16 protein-coding genes are annotated in these 17,601 nt (G+C 68.5%); 11 read left to right on the top strand and 5 right to left on the bottom strand.

The window, feature by feature from the left end:
* Positions 1-32 precede the first annotated feature (32 nt).
* Positions 33-275, top strand: a complete 243-nt coding sequence (locus tag AC1MFL_RS07275) for an acyl carrier protein (protein ID WP_479814383.1) — start codon at positions 33-35, stop codon at positions 273-275.
* Positions 276-419: 144 nt separating this feature from the next.
* Here AC1MFL_RS07275 and AC1MFL_RS07280 read toward each other — a convergent pair whose 3' ends face one another.
* Positions 420-1,661 carry an FAD-dependent oxidoreductase gene (locus tag AC1MFL_RS07280; protein ID WP_479814385.1) on the bottom strand — a complete coding sequence of 414 codons (1,242 nt, stop codon included), beginning with the start codon at positions 1,659-1,661 and terminating at the stop codon, positions 420-422.
* Between the two features lie 270 nt (positions 1,662-1,931).
* On the opposite strand from AC1MFL_RS07280, the gene nadE reads away from it, so the two are divergent.
* Positions 1,932-2,753, top strand: coding sequence for an ammonia-dependent NAD(+) synthetase (gene nadE, locus AC1MFL_RS07285; RefSeq protein ID WP_479814387.1), 822 nt, complete (start codon positions 1,932-1,934; stop codon positions 2,751-2,753).
* 217 nt (positions 2,754-2,970) lie between these two features.
* Here nadE and AC1MFL_RS07290 read toward each other — a convergent pair whose 3' ends face one another.
* Entirely contained in the window at positions 2,971-3,756 is a 786-nt protein-coding gene (locus tag AC1MFL_RS07290) for an IclR family transcriptional regulator (RefSeq protein ID WP_479814389.1), read from the bottom strand.
* A 198-nt stretch (positions 3,757-3,954) separates the two neighbouring features.
* Here AC1MFL_RS07290 and AC1MFL_RS07295 point away from each other — a divergent pair, with 198 nt between their 5' ends.
* Genes AC1MFL_RS07295 through AC1MFL_RS07305 form a run of 3 tightly spaced genes read left to right on the top strand, consistent with a single transcriptional unit; the run spans position 3,955 to position 6,604 of the window.
* Positions 3,955-4,692, top strand: a complete 738-nt coding sequence (locus AC1MFL_RS07295; RefSeq protein ID WP_479814391.1) for a CoA transferase subunit A — start codon at positions 3,955-3,957, stop codon at positions 4,690-4,692.
* Between the two features lie 32 nt (positions 4,693-4,724).
* Positions 4,725-5,423, top strand: a complete 699-nt coding sequence (locus AC1MFL_RS07300; protein WP_479814393.1) for a CoA transferase subunit B — start codon at positions 4,725-4,727, stop codon at positions 5,421-5,423.
* Positions 5,420-6,604, top strand: a complete 1,185-nt coding sequence (locus AC1MFL_RS07305; protein ID WP_479814395.1) for an acetyl-CoA acetyltransferase — start codon at positions 5,420-5,422, stop codon at positions 6,602-6,604. Before AC1MFL_RS07300 ends, AC1MFL_RS07305 begins: the two co-directional genes overlap by 4 nt.
* Positions 6,605-6,711: 107 nt before the next feature.
* Here the strand turns inward: AC1MFL_RS07305 and AC1MFL_RS07310 are convergent, their stop codons facing one another.
* Entirely contained in the window at positions 6,712-7,572 is an 861-nt protein-coding gene (locus AC1MFL_RS07310) for a 3-hydroxyacyl-CoA dehydrogenase family protein (RefSeq protein ID WP_479814397.1), read from the bottom strand.
* Positions 7,573-7,761: 189 nt separating this feature from the next.
* On the opposite strand from AC1MFL_RS07310, the gene AC1MFL_RS07315 reads away from it, so the two are divergent.
* The 5 genes from AC1MFL_RS07315 to AC1MFL_RS07335 all read left to right on the top strand — a co-directional run bounded on the left by AC1MFL_RS07315 (position 7,762) and on the right by AC1MFL_RS07335 (position 14,325).
* Positions 7,762-8,817 carry a zinc-dependent alcohol dehydrogenase family protein gene (locus AC1MFL_RS07315; RefSeq protein WP_479814399.1) on the top strand — a complete coding sequence of 352 codons (1,056 nt, stop codon included), beginning with the start codon at positions 7,762-7,764 and terminating at the stop codon, positions 8,815-8,817.
* 219 nt (positions 8,818-9,036) lie between these two features.
* Positions 9,037-9,354 carry a hypothetical protein gene (locus AC1MFL_RS07320; protein ID WP_479814401.1) on the top strand — a complete coding sequence of 106 codons (318 nt, stop codon included), beginning with the start codon at positions 9,037-9,039 and terminating at the stop codon, positions 9,352-9,354.
* Between the two features lie 9 nt (positions 9,355-9,363).
* Entirely contained in the window at positions 9,364-12,087 is a 2,724-nt protein-coding gene (locus tag AC1MFL_RS07325) for a PEP/pyruvate-binding domain-containing protein (RefSeq protein ID WP_479814402.1), read from the top strand.
* Positions 12,088-12,196: 109 nt separating this feature from the next.
* On the top strand, positions 12,197-13,312 hold the full coding sequence (locus tag AC1MFL_RS07330) for an alpha/beta hydrolase (RefSeq protein WP_479814404.1): 1,116 nt from the start codon (positions 12,197-12,199) through the stop codon (positions 13,310-13,312).
* 74 nt (positions 13,313-13,386) lie between these two features.
* Positions 13,387-14,325 carry an alpha/beta fold hydrolase gene (locus AC1MFL_RS07335; RefSeq protein WP_479814406.1) on the top strand — a complete coding sequence of 313 codons (939 nt, stop codon included), beginning with the start codon at positions 13,387-13,389 and terminating at the stop codon, positions 14,323-14,325.
* On the opposite strand, the gene AC1MFL_RS07340 is transcribed toward AC1MFL_RS07335, so the two are convergent.
* Complete coding sequence (locus AC1MFL_RS07340) at positions 14,310-15,065, bottom strand: glycosyltransferase family 2 protein (RefSeq protein WP_479814408.1); 756 nt, start codon at positions 15,063-15,065, stop codon at positions 14,310-14,312. The genes AC1MFL_RS07335 and AC1MFL_RS07340 overlap by 16 nt on opposite strands.
* 158 nt (positions 15,066-15,223) lie before the next feature.
* Here AC1MFL_RS07340 and AC1MFL_RS07345 point away from each other — a divergent pair, with 158 nt between their 5' ends.
* Complete coding sequence (locus AC1MFL_RS07345) at positions 15,224-15,427, top strand: cold-shock protein (protein WP_013599688.1); 204 nt, start codon at positions 15,224-15,226, stop codon at positions 15,425-15,427.
* A 126-nt stretch (positions 15,428-15,553) separates the two neighbouring features.
* On the opposite strand, the gene AC1MFL_RS07350 is transcribed toward AC1MFL_RS07345, so the two are convergent.
* Positions 15,554-17,530 carry an APC family permease gene (locus AC1MFL_RS07350; protein ID WP_479814410.1) on the bottom strand — a complete coding sequence of 659 codons (1,977 nt, stop codon included), beginning with the start codon at positions 17,528-17,530 and terminating at the stop codon, positions 15,554-15,556.
* Positions 17,531-17,601 lie beyond the last annotated feature (71 nt).

The raw sequence follows: 17,601 nt of genomic DNA on the forward strand, positions 1-17,601 counted from the left end.
GATCGTGACGGGAACGTGAAACGGGAGGAACCATGAACGAACAGGATGCCCGGGCGGCCGTGCAGGCTGCGATCGGGAAGGTGGCACCGGACGTGGACCTGGCCGAGGTGGACGAGGACGCCCGGCTGCGGCAGGACCTCGAACTCGATTCGCTGGATTTCCTCCGGCTGGTCGAAACCATCGACGCGGCCACCGGCGTCGACATCCCGGAGCGGGACTACCCCGCGGTGTCCACGGTGAAAGGGCTGATCGGCTACCTGGCAGCCCACGGCTGAGCCCCGGGGCGCCCAGGGCGCCCGACGGTGAACGAGCGGCGCCGCGACTGTGCCCGGCTAGCCGGCGGCGCGCGGGTGCGCCCGGCCTAGCCGGCGGCGCGCGGGTGCGCCCGGCCTAGCCGGCGGCGCGCGGGTGCGCCCGGCCTATGAGTGCTGCTGGGCCCGCCGCGCGAAGGCGGGCGCGTGCTCCGGCCGCGGCCCGAAGGCGATGAAGCGCGGCATCACCCTGCCGATGGCCGGGATGCGCCGGCCCAGGAACAGCAGGACTGCGGGCGCCCCGGACCGTTGCCCGGTCATGATCGGCCCGAACACCAGGCGGTGCAGGATCCCTTGCACCGCCTGGACGATCGCTGTGGGCCGCTGCCGCCGCCGCTGGACCTTGGCCAGCTCGGTGCGTGGCACCCGTCCGCGGAGAAGAGCCGGAGCCAGGATATCCGCGGCGGCCACGGCGTCCTGGATGGCGAGGTTGATACCGACCCCGCCCGCCGGGGACATGGCATGCGCGGCGTCGCCGATGCAGAGCAACCCGTTGATGTGCCATTGGCGGAGCCGGTCCAGCCGCACGTCGAGCCAATGCAGCTCCTCCAGCGAAGCGATGGCGTCTACCCGGTCGGCGAGGTCCGGGCGGAGCGCCGCGATCCGGCGTCGGAAGCCCTCGACGCCCTCGGACTGGATCCGGGCGTCCGTGCCCTTCGGTGCGAGGTACCCCATCTGGTAATAGTCTGTGCGGTTGAGCGCCACCAGGGCCTCACCCCGGCCGAACGCGGGAACGATTCCCGCCACGGCGCCCGACTCGGAGGCGTGGCGCGGCAGGCGGAACCACCAGACATCGAACGGCACCGGGTAATCCTTCGGGGGCAGCCCGGCCGCGGCGCGCAGGGTGGAATGCCGTCCGTCCGTCGCAACCACCAGATCCGCCCGGAGCTCGCCGTCGGCGCCCGCCGCGGTCCGGTAGCGGACGCCTGTCACCCGGCCGCCGTTGCGGACCAGCGCCGTGGCCTTGTGATTCATCCGCAGGGTAAATGACGGTTCGGTCGCGGCGGCGTCGGCCAGGAAATTTAGGAAGTCCCATTGCGGCATCATGGCAACGTAGTTGTAGGGCGGCGGGAGCGTATCAAAGTTGCCCACCGTCACCGGCGGCCCACCCGGAACCGGGAAGGCGACGTTGCTCAGCCGGCTCTGCGGCAGCCGACGGAATTCCTCACCGAGGCCCAGTTCATCGATCAGCCTGATGGTCGAGGCGTGGACCGTGTCGCCGCGGAAGTCCCGGAAAAAGTCCGCGTGCTTCTCCAGCACTGTCACGTCCACCCCGGCCCGGGCCAGCAGCAGTCCCAGCATCATTCCGGCCGGCCCGCCGCCGACCACCACGCATCCGGTCTTCTCCATGGCCATACGCTACGCCTGCCCGGGGTGCCGCGGGAGGGGATTTCGCGGCGGATTCGCGCGTCCGCGGCGGCTTCTGCTCGGGCGGCGCATCAACACGCGCGGCCCACTTCAGGCCCTCGCGGCGCTTCAACGCACGCGCGGCGCCAAATATCCGGCGCGCCGGTATTCGCGCAGCGCGAGGCATTCTTGCGCCGCGCGGGCCGAGATCCGCAGCGTCAGACCGTGGGACACAGTTGAGCCCGGTTGACACTGCTGACTAGGCTGTGAAGCATGCGCGAACTCCAGGCGAAAATCATTGAAGAAATGGGCGTGCAGCCCCGGATCGACCCCGCCGGGGAGGTACGCAAACGCGTCACGTTCCTTAAGGACTACCTCAAGGCGACCCACACCAAGGGCTTCGTCCTGGGGATTTCCGGCGGGCTGGACTCCTCCCTCGCGGGTCGGCTTGCCCAGCTTGCCGTCGAAGAGCTGGCAGCCGAAGGTGTGGACGCAAACTTCGTCGCCGTCCGCCTGCCCTACGGCGTGCAGCACGACGAGGACGACGCCCAGGCCGCCCTGGACTTCATCCGGGCCAAGACCGAGTGGACGTTCAACATCTCCGCCGCAGTGGACGGCTTCGAGGACGAATTCGAGAAGACCGTCGGCAACGGGATCTCCGACTTCCACAAGGGCAACACCAAGGCCCGCACCCGCATGATCGCGCAGTACGCCCTCGCCGGCGAGCACAACTACCTCGTCATCGGAACGGACCACGGCGCGGAATCAGTCACCGGATTCTTCACCAAGTACGGCGACGGCGGCGCCGACATTCTGCCGCTGTTCGGACTGGACAAGCGCCAGAACCGTGCCCTGCTCGCCGAACTCGGCGCCCCGGCCCGGATCTGGGAAAAAGTCCCCACAGCCGACCTCCTCGACGGCCAGCCCGGCCGCACCGACGAGGACGAACTGGGCCTGAGCTACGACACGATCGATGACTACCTCGAAGGCCACGACATCCCCGTGGCCGCAGCCGAGCTGATCGAACAGAAATACCTCCGCACCCGGCACAAGCGCACCGTCCCGGTCACCATCTTCGACACCTGGTGGAAGTAGCCGGCGCCAGGATGCCCGCCGCCCGGGGGCACTTTGAGCGCTGGTTGGACCGTTCCGCACCAAAGCCCGGCGTGTCCGTACCAAAGTGCCCCGCGGCGGCGGCAGCAGCCGGTGAACCACGACGCCGGAACTCGCCCCGCGCGGCAGCCCGCAGCACCTTGGGCCCCGGCACCAACTGAACGGCACCAGATAGACGGCGCCTGCGAAGCGACGCCCGCTACACGGCCCCCGCCGTCCCCTGCAGCAGGGCGGAGATCCGGTGGGCTTCCTCCATCAGGAGGCGGCCCAGCAACTCCTGCCGTTCTCCCTTGAAGCGCGGCTCAATTCCCGTCAGCGACAACGCCCACGCGGGGCGGCCGCGCTGGTCAAAGACCGCCGCACCCATCCCCCAACTGCCCTCCAGCACCAGCCCGGGATTGACCGAGTAGCCGGCCTGGCGCGTCTTCGCCAGGTTCTCCCGGACCAGGGCCTCGGTGTGCGCGGCCGCGAAATCGCGCGCATGCGCAGCCCACCCGGCGAGCAGCTCCTCCTGCTCCGCCTCGGGCAGGAACGCCATGATGGCGGTGCCGGCGGATGCAACCCCGAGCGGGAAGCGGACCCCCTCGTGCAGCACGAAGGACCGCACCGGGAAGCTGCCCTCCTCCCGGAGCAGGCACACCGTCTCGGCGCCGCGGCGGATGGAGAAGAAGGCACTTTCGCCGGTCTCTTCGGCGAGCCGGCGGAGACTGGGCCGGGCGATGTCCTCGAGCGGAAAGCGGGCTGAGGCCACCGAGCCCATCAGCAGGATCTCCGGGCCCAGCACCCAGTTGCTGCTCTGCGGGTCCTGGTCCAGCAGGCCCTCCGAGGCCAGCGAGGAAAGCAGCCGGTGCACTGTGGGGCGGGTGAGCCCGGACTCCCTGACGAGTTCCACCAGAGGAGAACCTTCCGGCTTCCGTCCGACAATGCGCAGCAGGGACGCGACGCGGCTGACAACCTGCGCTCCCTGGACCGGTGTTGAAGTCATATATCCCTCGACTTTGCGTTAGATCCACCCAAACCATCCACATTGTGGACATGCACAAGCGTACCGTCCACACTGTAAAAACGGCACCCTTGGGGCCGGAATCATCCATTGACAGCCGCCATTTCGGCACCGTAGGCTCCAACAGCAGAGGAACAGTCCACAAAGTGGATTGCGTCAAGAGCTCAATGAGGAGATCCGATGTCGAAGTTGAAATCCGGAGCGGCCGCCGCGCTGCAGGACGTCCTGCGGGACGGCATGACGCTCGCCGTCGGAGGCTTTGGCCTCAGCGGCATCCCGGCTGACCTGATCGAGGCGGTGCGCGATTCCGGCGTCAAAGACCTCACCGTGGTGTCCAACAACATGGGCGTGGACGGCAAGGGCCTTGGCATCCTGATCGAAGCCGGACAGGTCCGCAAGGTCATCGCCTCCTATGTGGGCGAGAACAAGCTCTTCGCCGAGCAGTACCTGGCCGGCAAACTGGAGGTGGAGTTCACCCCGCAGGGCACCCTCGCCGAGCGCCTCCGCGCCGGCGGCGCCGGCATCCCGGCGTTCTACACCAAGACCGGCGTCGGGACCCTTGTCGCCGAAGGCAAGCCGCTGGCCGAGTTCGACGGCGAGACTTTCGTCCAGGAACGGGCCATCAAGGCCGACGTCGCCCTGGTGCACGCGCACACCGCCGATACCGACGGCAACCTGATCTACCGTTACACCGCCCAGAACTTCAACCCCGTCGTGGCAACGGCCGGCGCAGTGACGGTGGCCGAAGCCGAAGTGATCGTGGAGCCCGGCCAGCTGGACCCGCACCACATCGTCACCCCCGGCGTCTTCGTCCAGCGCCTCGTGCAGGCCAGCGCAAGGGTCAAGGACATCGAGCAGCGGACGGTCCGCCCCCGCGCCGAAGCCGCAGCCGCGGAAACCGCACCCGTTCCGGCCTGAGCGCCGCCCCTACTTTCTTCAGGAGACACATCATGGCTTGGACCCGGAATGAAATGGCCGCCATCGCGGCCGAAGAACTCAACGACGGCGACTACGTCAACCTTGGCATCGGCATCCCCACGCTGGTCGCCAACAACCTGCGCGACGGCGTCCGCGTCGTCCTGCAGAGCGAGAACGGCCTGCTCGGCATGGGGCCGTTCCCCTACGAGGGCGAGGAGGACGCCGACCTCATCAACGCCGGCAAGCAGACCGTCACGGTCCTCCCCGGCGGCAGCATCTTCGACTCCGCCGCCTCCTTCGGCATGATCCGCGGCGGGCACGTCAAGGTCGCCATCCTGGGCGCCATGCAGGTGTCCGGGAACGGCGACCTCGCCAACTGGACCATCCCCGGCAAAATGGTCAAGGGCATGGGCGGCGCCATGGACCTCGTCGCCGGCACCCCGCGCGTCGTGGTGCTCACCGAACACAACGCCAAGGACGGCACCGCCAAGATCGTCACGGAATGCACCCTGCCGCTGACCGGGCTGAGCTGTGTTGACCGCATCATCAGCGACCTCGCGGTGTTTGACCTGGTGAAGGTGGACCAAAAAACAGGGGGCGCCCGGCAGCTCACGCTGACCCGCCTTGCCCCCGGCGTCACCGTGGAGGAACTCCGCAGGAAAACCGAAGCCCGCTTCGACGTCGCCCCGACCCTCAACACCACCCCCACCCTTGAAGGAGCCACGGCATGAGCCTGCGCGAACAGTTCGGCAAAGACGTCCTGCTGACCGGCTGGGGCCACAGCCGCTTCGGCAAACTCACGGACGAGACCCTGGAATCCCTTATCGTCCAGGTCGCCACGGAAGCGATCGGCAACGCCGGGATCGAGCCGGGCCAGATTGACGAAATCTACCTCGGCCAGTTCAACTCCGGCATGATGCCGCTGGCGTTCCCGTCCTCGCTGGCCCTGCAGGTCTCGGAGCAACTGGCCAACGTCCCGTCCACCCGGGTCGAGAACGCCTGCGCCTCCGGGTCCGCCGCGTTCCAGCAGGGCACCAAGTCGCTGCTGGCCGGAACCGCGAGGACCGTACTCGTGATCGGCGCCGAAAAGATGACCCAGGCCGGGGCCGACGTCGTCGGGGCCGCCCTGCTCGGCGCGGACTACGACATGGCCGGCAAGGCCTCCAGCACCGGCTTCACAGGGCTTTTTGCGGAGGTGGCCAAGCACTACGAGAAGCGCTACGGACCGGTTTCGGACGTGCTGGGCACCATCGCCGCGAAGAACCACCGCAACGGCGTCGACAACCCCTACGCCCAGCTCCGCAAGGACCTCGGCGAGGAGTTCTGCCGGACCGTCTCGGACAAGAACCCGATGGTCGCGGACCCGCTGCGCCGCACCGACTGCTCGCCCGTGTCCGACGGCGCCGCCGCCGTCGTGCTGAGCCTCGCCCCGACCGGCGGGGCCACCGCGCCCGTCCGGCTCGCCGGTTTCGGCCAGGCCAACGACTTCTTCCCCGCCGCGCGCCGGGACCCCACCGCCTTCACCGCGACGCGCGCCTCCTGGCAGCGCGCGCTGGGGATGGCCGGCGTCGGGCTCGATGAGCTGGACTTCGCAGAGGTGCACGACTGCTTCACCATCGCCGAGCTGCTGATGTACGAGGCCATGGGGCTGACCGAACCGGGCCAGGGCGCCCGCGCTGTCGAGGAAGGCTGGGTCTTCAAGGACGGCAAGCTGCCCATCAACGTCTCCGGCGGCCTCAAGGCCAAGGGCCACCCCGTGGGCGCCACCGGCGTCTCGCAGCACGTCATCGCCGCGATGCAGCTCACCGGCACCGCCGGCGGCATGCAACTGGCCAACCCGCGCCGGGCTGCGGTGCAGAACATGGGCGGCGTCGGGATCGCCAACTACGTCAGCGTCCTCGAAGCCGTCTAGAAGAACCACAGGAACCAACGCGGGGTCAGATACCGCCCATGCCGGGGGGCTTAATGGGCCGTATCTGACCCCGCGTTGGCAGTGGGGGCGGGGCGGGGGTGTGGGGCTCAGGCGTAGTCGTTGTAGAAGCCACGGCCGCTTTTAACGCCCAGCCAGCCGTTCGCGATGTATTCCTCCAGCATCGGTGCCGATTTGTTTTCCACCCCGGCCAGTTCGCAGTAGTGGTTCTCAAGGTCCAGGACCACGTCCAGTCCCACCTCGTCCATGAAACGGAAGGGAGTGGTTTCGGATTTGAAGACGTCGGCGAACAAGGCGTCCACGTCGCGCGGTTCGGCCACGCCCTCGGCCACGACCAGGAGCGATTCGCGCTTGATCGCTGCCCAGATCCGGTTGAAGATGAAGCCGGTGCTCTGCTTGCGCACCCGGTGCGGGACCAGCGCGTACTTCGGCAGCTCGGCCATGAGCAGCTCGATGAGCTGCGGGTCGGTCTGGCCGCTGGACATCAGCTCTACCGAACGCACGTCCGGCGGCATGTAGAAGTGCATGTTCAGGACACGCTCCGGGCTGTTCACTCCGCCAATGAATTCCGAGGAGGCGAACGACGAAGAGTTGCTGGCCAGCACGGCGTCCGGGGCCGCCAGCTGGTCAAGGTCAGCGAAAATTGCCTGCTTGAGGCCAAGCTTTTCGGGGACCGCCTCGACCACGAGCCACGAATCCCGGAGGGCGTCGACGAGATTGTCGCTCGCCGCAAGACGGACCGCCGGGTTACCGCCGAGCTCTTCCACGGCGCGGTGGCGCTGCGTGGCGATGTACTCGATCGCGGCTTTGGCCACCGTGATGTCCGTGTCGTAGACGCGCACTTCGGCGCCTTGGAGTGAAAGCATCAAGGCGATGCGCCGGCCCAGGGTTCCGCCGCCGATGACGGTAATGGGCCGTTCCGCGATGTTGGCGGGGAGCGTGTAGGTCATGTCAATTCCTTTCAGGAGGCTGCCGGCGATGCGGCGGCCGGGTTGATGGGTGTCATGCTGGTGCCCCTGGCGATCAATACAAGGGCAGGAACGGCGGCAAGCACAAGGGCCAAACCGTAGATCAGGGTGGTGATCGGAAGCGGAGGACTAAACTCGGTCCCAGCCCAGCCTGCAACCCGAGGAGCCTCCATGCGCGCCACCATCATCCACGCCCCCGGTGACATCCGGGTCGAGGACCGCGACTACCCCACCGTCCAGTTGCCCACCGACGTCGTCGTCAAAGTCACCGCCTCGTGCGTCTGCGGGTCGGACCTGTGGCCCTACCGCGGTGTGCGGCCCATCCACAAACCCACCGCGATTGGTCACGAGTTCATCGGCACCGTGGAGAGTGTCGGCTCCGGGATCACCAGCCTGGCGGTCGGAGACCTGGTGATCGCGCCGTTCGTGATCAGCTGCGGCGCCTGCCCCCAGTGCCTCAACGGCGTCACTGTGGCCTGCGAGCACCTGGCCGGCTGGGGCGGCAAGGACGACACGGGCCACGCCGTCGACGGCGGCCAGGGCCAGGCGGTCCGCGTCCCGCTCGCCGACTCCACCCTCGTCAAGGTTCCCGGGATCACGGAACCGGACGAAGCCCTCCTGAAGAGCCTGCTCACACTCTCCGACGTCATGGCGACCGGCCACCACGCGGCCCTCGCCGCGAAGGCCGGCCCGGGCCGGACCGTCGTGGTGGTGGGCGACGGCGCCGTCGGGCTCTGCGGGGTGCTGGCCGCCAGGCGGCTCGGTGCGGAACGGATCATCGCGATGTCCCGCCACGCCGACCGGCAGGCGATCGCCCGCGAGTTCGGGGCCACCGACATCGTGGAGGAGCGCGGGGACGACGGCGTCGCCAAGGTCCGCGAACTCCTCGGCGGAGTGCTCGCCGATTCCGTCCTCGAGTGTGTCGGGACCAAGGAGTCGATGGAACAGGCGCTGCACAGCACCCGTCCGGGCGGGGCGCTGGGCTTTGTCGGCGTCCCCACCGGCGGCGGCGAGGTCCCGCTGCGCTACCTCTTCGACACGAACATTTCCATTGGCGGCGGCATGGCCCCGGCACGGACCTACATCCCGGAACTGCTGGCGGACGTCCTCGCCGGCACGATCAATCCGGGCCGCGTCTTCGACGTTGTGATGCCGCTGGAGGAAGCCGCGGAGGCCTACCGCGCAATGGATGAACGGCGCGCCATCAAGGTCCTGCTGACCCCCTAGGAGGGCGTCCGACGGCGGCGCCGCGGGCGGGTGCCCGGGCCGCGGGCCGCCTCGTCCCCGGGCGCCGGGCCGCCTCGTCCCCGGGCGCCGGGCCGCCTCGTTCCCGGCCTCCCGCGCGGGCTCGTGCGCGTGCCCGCTTCCGGGCTCTTGTACTGCACATGCGCTGGGTCTAGCGTGAAGCGCATCAGCATCAGCATCCGCCGCCGTCGAGGAGTCGTCATGGCAAGGTTTGTGCAGATTATCGAATTCCAGACCTCCCGCATCGAGGAAATTGAAGCCCTGGGCCGGCCCTCCCGGACCGAAGGATCCACGGCGCCCACCTTCCGCCGGATCCTTGCCACCGCGGACCGCGACCGCCCCGGAACGTATCTCACCCTGGTCGAATTCGATTCCTACGATTCGGCCATGGAGAACTCCGTGCGGCCCGAGACCTCCGATTTCGCCGCGCAGATGGCGGCCCTCTGCGACGGGCCGCCGGTGTTCCGCAACCTGGACGTGATGTGGGAGGACAACGGCAGTCCAGCGGACCTTCCGTAGGAGCGGGCCGTGGATTCCGTCCCTGACACCCCGCCGGCGCACCATTCCGCCGTTGAACCTCTCGTCCTGGACCTCGGCGGGGCCGGAGCGGCTCCGTTGCGGCTCGTGGGGGGAAAGGCCCTGAACCTTGGCAAACTCGTGGCGGCCGGGCTGCCGGTCCCCTCAGGGTTTTGCCTGACCACTGTCGCCTATGAACTGGCGGCTCCGCCTGGGCTTGATGCCCTCGCGGCCGAGCTCGACGCGATTGGATCCGGGACCGGGAAAGGGACGGAAAAAGACAGGTCGGCCCTCGGCATTGCTGCCGGGCGGGCCCGGGCGTTGATCGGGGAATCTCCGATCCCGTCCGCGGTGGATGCCGCCGTCCGAACCGCCTACGGGGCCATGGGCGGCGCTCTGCCGGTGGCGGTCCGTTCCTCGGCCACGGCGGAGGACCTGCCCTTCGCCAGTTTCGCCGGCCAGCAGGACTCCTACCTCGACGTCGTCGGCGCCGACGCCGTGGTGGAGGCGGTCCGGCGCTGCTGGGCGTCCCTCTGGAGCGACCGGGCGGTGGCGTACCGGTCCGCCAACGGGATCAGCAACCGCGACGTCGGGCTCGCCGTCGTCGTCCAGGCCATGGCCGACGCCGCCACCGCAGGGGTGCTGTTCACGGCCAACCCCGTCACCGGGACCCGGACGGAGACGGTCATCAACGCGGGCCCGGGCTCGGGCCAGGCCGTCGTTTCGGGAGCCGTCAACCCGGACCAGTTCGTGCTGGAGACAGCATCAGGTCGGGTCACGTCGCGGACCCCGGGAGGCAAGGAACCCGGAAAGGCCCCTGGCCTGGACCTTGGCCTGGGCGATGCCCAGCTGCAGGAACTCACCGCGCTGGGAGACAGCGTCCAGCGCCTGCTAGGGGCGCCGCAGGATATCGAATGGGCGATCGACACCGGCGGCAAGCTTTGGCTGACGCAGTCGCGCCCGATCACCACGCTGTATCCGCTGCCGGAGCCCGCGCCTGAAGACGCCGCAGCCGGCGCCGCGGCCCCGACCCGGGTGTACCTCTGCGGCACCCTGTTCCAGGGGCTGACCCGGCCCATCACCCCGATGGGCCTGGCCGTCCTCGAGGTGATGCGGAACAGCAAGGGGCCCTGGCGGTACGTCAATCCCGGCTTGCGGATGTACGTGGACCTGACGGCGGTGGCCCGCAACAAGTACGGCCGCGCCTACCTGCTGCGGGTGCTCCCCCTGGCGGACGGCAGGTCCGGTGCCGTGATGCCGGCATTGCTTGAGGACCCCAGGTTCAGCCTCATCGAGCACTCCTTCCGGGAGTCCCTCCGCAAAGCCGCTGCCCGGCGCAGGCTCCCGCAACCGCCCCGGCGCACTGGCGACACGGAACAAACGGACATCGTCGTCCTCATGCTGCGGCTCATTCCCGCCATGCTCCGTCCCGCATTCCGTCCCGCCGCCGAGCTGCGCCGGGCGAAGAAGTACGGGAAACAGCTCGAAGCCGGGCTCTCGCTCGCCGAACCCGCCAGCGCGGTCCAGCGGCTCGATTACACCCGGGCGATCCTGGACCGGACGATCGGCGGCCTGATCCAGGCCACCCTGCCCGGGCCGTCCCTTGGCTACGTCATGCTGGCCGTGGCCCGCAGGCTGCTCCGCGGCATCGCGGCGCCCCGGGAGCTGGAGGCTGTCCTGCGCGGCCTCCCCCACAACATCACGACTGAAATGGACCTGGAACTCTGGCGGCTTGCCGTGTCCATCGGGGACGACCCGGTGTCGCAGGGGGAGTTCCTGACGAAGCCTCCCGAGGAGTTGTCCGCCGCCTATCTGGCCGGAAAACTGCCGCCGCAGGCCCAGGTCGGGGTGCGCGGCTTCCTCGCCCGCTACGGCCACCGCGCCGTCGCGGAAATAGACCTCGGCATGCCCCGCTGGTCCGAGAAGCCCGACCACATCCTCGGCATGATCTCCAACTACCTCCGCGTCGAGGATCCGGAGCAGGCCCCAGACCGGCAGTTTGCCCGCGCAGCCGAGCACGCGGAGGACAGGATCCGCAGCCTGGTGGACCGGACACGGGCCCGGAGCCCCAGGCGCGCCCGGGCGCTGGAACTCAGCCTGCGCCGCGTGCGGCAACTGGCGGGAATGCGCGAGCTGCCCAAGTTCTACATTGTGCTGGTGCTCGCCGAAATGCACCGGCAACTGCTGCGGATCGGCGCGGACATGGCCTCGGCCGGCACCATCGCCGCCGCCGGCGACGTGTTCTTCCTCGACTTCGACGAACTCCGGGTCGGCCTGCGCGGGGCGGATCTGCACGGCATCGTCGCGGACCGACGCCGGCTGTACGACGTTGAACTGCGACGGCGGCGCATCCCCCGGCTGCTGCTGTCCGACGGCACCGACGTCGAAGCCGCGATGATGGCGAAACAGCCCGTCTCCGGCGCCCTTGCCGGAACACCTGCCTCGGCCGGGACCGCCACCGGACGGGTCAGAGTGATCATGGACCCGGTGGGCGCCCATCTGGAACCCGGCGACATCCTGGTGGCCCCCTCGACGGACCCCGGCTGGACCCCGCTGTTCCTGACCGCCGGGGCCCTGGTCATGGAAATGGGCGGGGTGATATCCCACGGGGCCGTGGTGGCCCGCGAGTACGGCATCCCCGCCGTCGTCGGCGTCCCGGACGCCACGACACGGCTGCGGACCGGGCAGACGGTCACGGTGGACGGCGCGGCCGGCACCATCCGCGAGGAGCCGTAATCCCGTGACGCCGTAGTCCCCGCAAACCGTGCCGCAGCAGGCGCGTCGATCGAGGCAGGGCAGGCTGGCCTCACAGCTGTAGCACAGTTGTGCCAGATAGAATGGGACCATGACCACACCGGCCCACCAGCCAACGCACCATCCGTCGCCGTTTCAGCTGACCCGGCGCCAGCCGCAGCCGTCCGGCGGCACGTTCGCACCGGCCCGCAAGGCGAGGAACGTCCTGCGGCGGGTTCCGGTGTGGACCTGGCGGCTGCTGATGCACTCGGTGAAGGCCAGTGAGAACGCCCGCTTCAACGTCGACCCGATTACCGGCGTCGAATACTTCCGTGACATCGATTTCGTCGGCGACGGCATCAGGGGGCACCGCCTCGACGTCATTACGCCGTCCCGTCCCGGCGGCACCGCGGCGCCCGGCGCCGCAGCGGCCGGCGACGCAGCCGGCGACACCGTGCCGGGCGGATTGCCGGTCTACGTGTACTTCCACGGCGGCGGCTGGACGTCCGGGGACAAAGCCTCGCTGACCAAATACTGCGCGAGCCAGGCCGAAGGCGGCATGGTGGTGGTCAACGTGAACTACCGGAAGGCACCGCGGTTCCAGATGGCCCACGTCCTGGCGGACGCCAACGCCGCTCTGGCCTGGGTCCGGCAGAACATCGCCGGCTATGGCGGCGACGGATCGCGGATCGTGCTCGGCGGCGACTCCGCCGGCGGCCAGATCGCGGCCCTCCTGACCGCGGCCAGCTTCCGGCCTGAACTGGCGCGGCACCATGGCCTGACACCGGCTGTGCCTGCCTCCGATTTCAAGGGCCTGGTCCAGCACTGCAGCGTGGTGGACTTCTCCGTTTTCTTCGAAAAGGGCTTCGTGCTGAGCCTGAACTTCATCCGCATGCTGCTGCCCGCCCTCCGTTCCGGCGGCCGGAGCCGCGGCCTTGGCGGGGCCAGGTTGGAGGCGCTCCGCAAGGGTGCGGGCTTCCTCTCCCCGATCGAATGGCTGGATGCCCGCTTCCCGCCGGTCTTTGTAACCACCTCGGAACGGGACTTCTTCTACGCCGCCAACCTGAACTTCATCGCCCGGTTGCGCGAACATTCCGTCCCCGTGGACAGCCTCATCTACGACTGGGAAAGTTCCAACACCGAACACACCTGGCAGCAGGACTTCCGCTACCCGGAATCGCAGGAAGTGTACCGCCGGCTGCACGCTTTCGTGCGCAAAGTGGCCTAGGCGCCGGCGGCCCAAGCGCCGCCACTCCTGCCGGATCCGCCCCACGCGCAGCCGCACCGGGCTATGTTTAGTCCATGGTGTCTGCTGGCAGCAACGCACAGAACAGTCCGGAACCTGAGGGGTTCGGATCGGCGCTGGTTGATGAAGCCGCCCGCCGCGATGCCGCCCTGGGCGACGTGGACTGGGCCGCCCTCCCCGCCGGCGCTGTCCGTGGCAGCTTCGACGCCCCCAGCGGAACACTCGCCACCGTTTCCATGGGCACGCCGGGAAACCCGCGGGTGCTCCTGGTCCCCGGGGCCACCGGATCCAAGGAAGATTTTGTCCTGATGCTTCCCGAGCTCGCCGCTGCCGGGTACTACGTCCTGAGCTACGACATCGCCGGCCAGTACGAGTCGGCTGCGGCGGGCCCCGAAAACCTGGTGCCCCCGCGCGCCCACTACGACTACGACCTGTTCACCAACGACCTGCTCGCCATGCTCGACGCCGAAGAAGGTCCCGCACACGTCGTCGGGTATTCCTTTGCCGCGATCGTCGCCCAGCTGGCCTTCTCCCGGCGTCCGGAAAAGTTCCGGAGCCTGACGCTGCTCAGCTGCCCGCCCGAGCCCGGCCAGAGCTTCAGCGGCGTGCAGCGCATCGGCCGGTTCAGCGGCTGGGCCAGCCCACGGGTCGGCGCGGCACTGATGATCTGGGGCATCCGGGTCAACGTCGTGCACGTGCCGCCCAACCGGATACGGTTTGTGAAATACCGGTTCCGGTTCACCCGCCGGAGCTCCGTGAGCGACATCTTCGGGCTGATGCAGCACGCGCCCGATCTGCGGGCGGCACTGGCCGCGGCGTCGCTGCCGAAGTTCGTCGCCGTCGGCGAACACGACCTGTGGCCGCTGGCGCTCCACCGCTGCTTCGCGCAGTCGATCGGCGCGCGCATCGCGGTCTACCGCGGCGGACACAGCCCGAGTGAGACCTCGCCGCACCAGATGAGCCGGGACCTGATCGCGCTCTACGGAGCCGTCTGACGCGGGTGGTCACGTTCCCACTGGCGCCGGCGGCGGCGCCGCCGGAACGGGCCCTCCTCCTTGAACTCGATGGCAAAGGTGGTCCACGCCATCGCCAGCCGGCTCCCGACAGAGTGCCAGTCCGCCAGCGGCCGCGCTGAGACCTGCACCCGCAGCGAGGGATCCGCGATCACCGTCACTTCGGGCGGGATCTGGTAGGAAATGTCCAGATCATCGTGGACCGGCGGTAGGCCGCGATGGACGGAGCCGCGGATGCGCTCCCACACGTCCGAACGCAGGGCGAAATTCGAGCCAAACAGCGGAGGATGCCCCAGCAGCCAGCCGATGGCCCAGAAATACCCTGGAATGTAGACGCTCGTGCCCACCCACCGGGCAAACCGGGTTTCCCCATAGAAATCGCCGGGACCGGACACTGCGGACAGCGGACCTGCCTTCTCGAGGATGGCTGCAACGCGTTCGAGCCAGTCGGTGGGCGGAACCGAGTCCGTGTCCAGCCGGGCGAGCAGCTCGAAGCGTGCCTGATCGAAGCCAAACGCCGTGGACGCAGCGATGCCCGGGAGTTCGACGGCGATCCGCCGCACGCCCGCGGCGGCGCATACCTCCGCGGTGCTGTCCGTGCTGGCGTTGTCAATAACGACGATTTCATCAGCCGGACGGGTCTGCCGGGCAAGGGCGGCGAGGCAGCCCGCGAGCATGTCAGCGTCGTTCCGGGTAGGGATAACGACCGAGATTGTTGTCATGTTGCCCCGACTATAGTCCGGGGACGGGACGAAATGCCCCCGTTGGCCTCTTGCACCGCGGCCCCCGGCCCCGTAGGTTGGGCAACAGCGGACGAATGTCTCCGCAGCCGTTGGCCTCCGGGCCGCCGGAGATCAGCAGCATTTCAGAAGGATATGGCATGGCTACAGGCACAGTTAAATGGTTCAACGCCGAAAAGGGTTTTGGCTTCATTGCCCCGGATGACGGGTCAGCCGACGTTTTCGCCCACTACTCGGCAATCGCCAGCAGCGGCTACCGCTCGCTGGACGAGAACCAGAAGGTCGAGTTCGACGTCACCCAGGGCCCGAAGGGCCCGCAGGCCGAGAACATCCGCCCGCTCTAAGTACTCCGGATAGCAGCACCGGCCAGCCGGCCGCCATGCTTTCCCTAAGACCACAGACGCCCCGCTCGAGGTTTTTCCTCGGGAGGGGCGTTTGTTGTTGGGGCTGCCATTTGCCTTGCGCCGCCGTCAGCCGACGTGCACCCAGGGCCGTTTGGTGACGTCCGGTTCGGCTTCGCGCAGTACCTCGCGGGTCACGGGAGCGATCTCGCCCTCGCCGAAAGCCAGGAACCGCAGGAGGTTGCTGACCGGATTCCCCTCGGTCCAGCGGAAATAGATGTGCGGCATCAGGCCGGTCACGTCGCGGATGTGCAGCAGGACCGAGGCGATCGTGTTCGGAACCACTGGTCCATGGACTTCCAGGATCCGGTAGCCGTGCCGGGTGATCCCGCGGACGGCGAGCTCCGTCTCGAAGTCGGAGGAGTCGTCCACGATCACCTCAAGGAAAAGGGCGCGGTAGTCCAGCGGCAAGTGGCTGACTTCCGTGGCGGACTCCAGTTTCTGCCGGTAGGCCTCTGCGCTCATCCGGAGCGGCTCATGGGCGATGATCCGGATGGGCCCCTCCAGCTCATCGGACATGAATTCCAGCGCCGCACGGTCCAGGTGGACGTGGGTGGCGTGCAGCTCAAACGAGCGCCGGACCCGCGACAGCAGCGAAATCACGATGATCCCCAAAATGAAGACCGAAGCGATCCGGATGCCTTCGGGCCGTTCGATGACGTTCGCCACGGTGGTGTAGATGAACACGACGGCGATGACGCCGAAGCCGAGCGTGCGTTTGCGCTGACGCTGACGTCGGGCCGAGAGCGTCACGGCCACCGCCGCCGACGTCATCAGCACCAGCACACCGGTGGCGTAGGCACCGCCCTGCGCGTCGACGTCGGCGTTGAAGAGCCAGGTGATCAGGAAGCCGACCAGGGTGAAGACGAGCACCAGCGGCCGGACGGCCCGTGCCCAGCCGGGGGCCATGCCGTAGCGGGGCAGGTAGCGGGGCACCAGGTTCAGCAGCCCGGCCATGGCGGAGGCCCCGGCGAACCAGAGGATCGCGATGGTGCTGATGTCATAGACGGTGCCGAACCCCACTCCGAGGTGTTCGTGGGCCAGGAACGCCAGCGCCCGCCCGTTCGCCTGGCCGCCAGGCTGGAATTCCTGCTCCGGGATGAGCACCACAGTCGTGAAGCTGCTGACGATCAGGAAGCTGCTCATAATTACGGCAGCGGTGGTCAGGAGCCTGCGGGCGCCCGCGATGCGGCCGGCCGGATTGTCCTCGGTGTCGCTGTCGTGCCCCCGGATCTGCGGCATGACGGCCACCCCCGTCTCGAACCCGGACAGGCCCAGTGCCAGCTTGGGGAAGACGAGCAGGGCAAAGCCGACAGCCAGCAGCGGGTTTCCGTGCGAGGTGGAGATCGCCTGCCACCAGTTGTCCACGGCCAGGGGGTGGGTGAAGACTTCAAAGACCGAAGCGGCCAACACCACCAGGTTCAGTCCCAGATAGACGGCGACGAGGACGACGGCGACACCGATGGCCTCCTTGAAACCGCGGAGGAAAACGGCACCCAGCAGCGCCAGGAGGATGAGCGTGATCAACACGTTTTGTCCCTGCAGCCAGCCCGGGGCTATCGGATTCTGGATCAGGTGCGCCGTGGCGTCCGCAGCCGAAAGTGTCATGGTGATCATGAAGTCCGTTGCGGCGAAGCCCAGCAGGACCAGGACGAACAGCTTCCCGCCCCAACGCGGCATGAGCCGCTCGAGCATCGCGATGGAGCCCTCGCCCCGGTGGCTCTCGCCGGCCACGCGCCGGTAGACGGGCAGTGCGCCGAACAGCGTGATGAGAATGAGCACGAGGGTCGCCAGCGGCGAGATCACGCCCGCGGCGAGCGCGGCGATCGCCGGCTGGTAGCCCAGCGTGGAGAAATAGTCGACGCCGGTCAGGCACATCACCTGCCACCAGGAGTGTTTTTTCTCGTGGGCCGTGGGCATTCCGCCCGGGCCCTGGTGGCTGCCCTTGCTGTCCTGCAGCCCGAACAACAGCCAGTTCCCCATCGTCGCCTTGGCCCGTGGCCGCGGAGCCGACGGGTCTGCCGGCGGCCTGCTCAGCGTGGTCATGTCTTCCTTCCCTCACGGCGCGGCCTGCTGGTGCGGGCGCCGCACGGTTCCCAGTTGTGAAGCTAGCAGCG

The organism is Arthrobacter sp. BG3 (genome assembly GCF_056680185.1).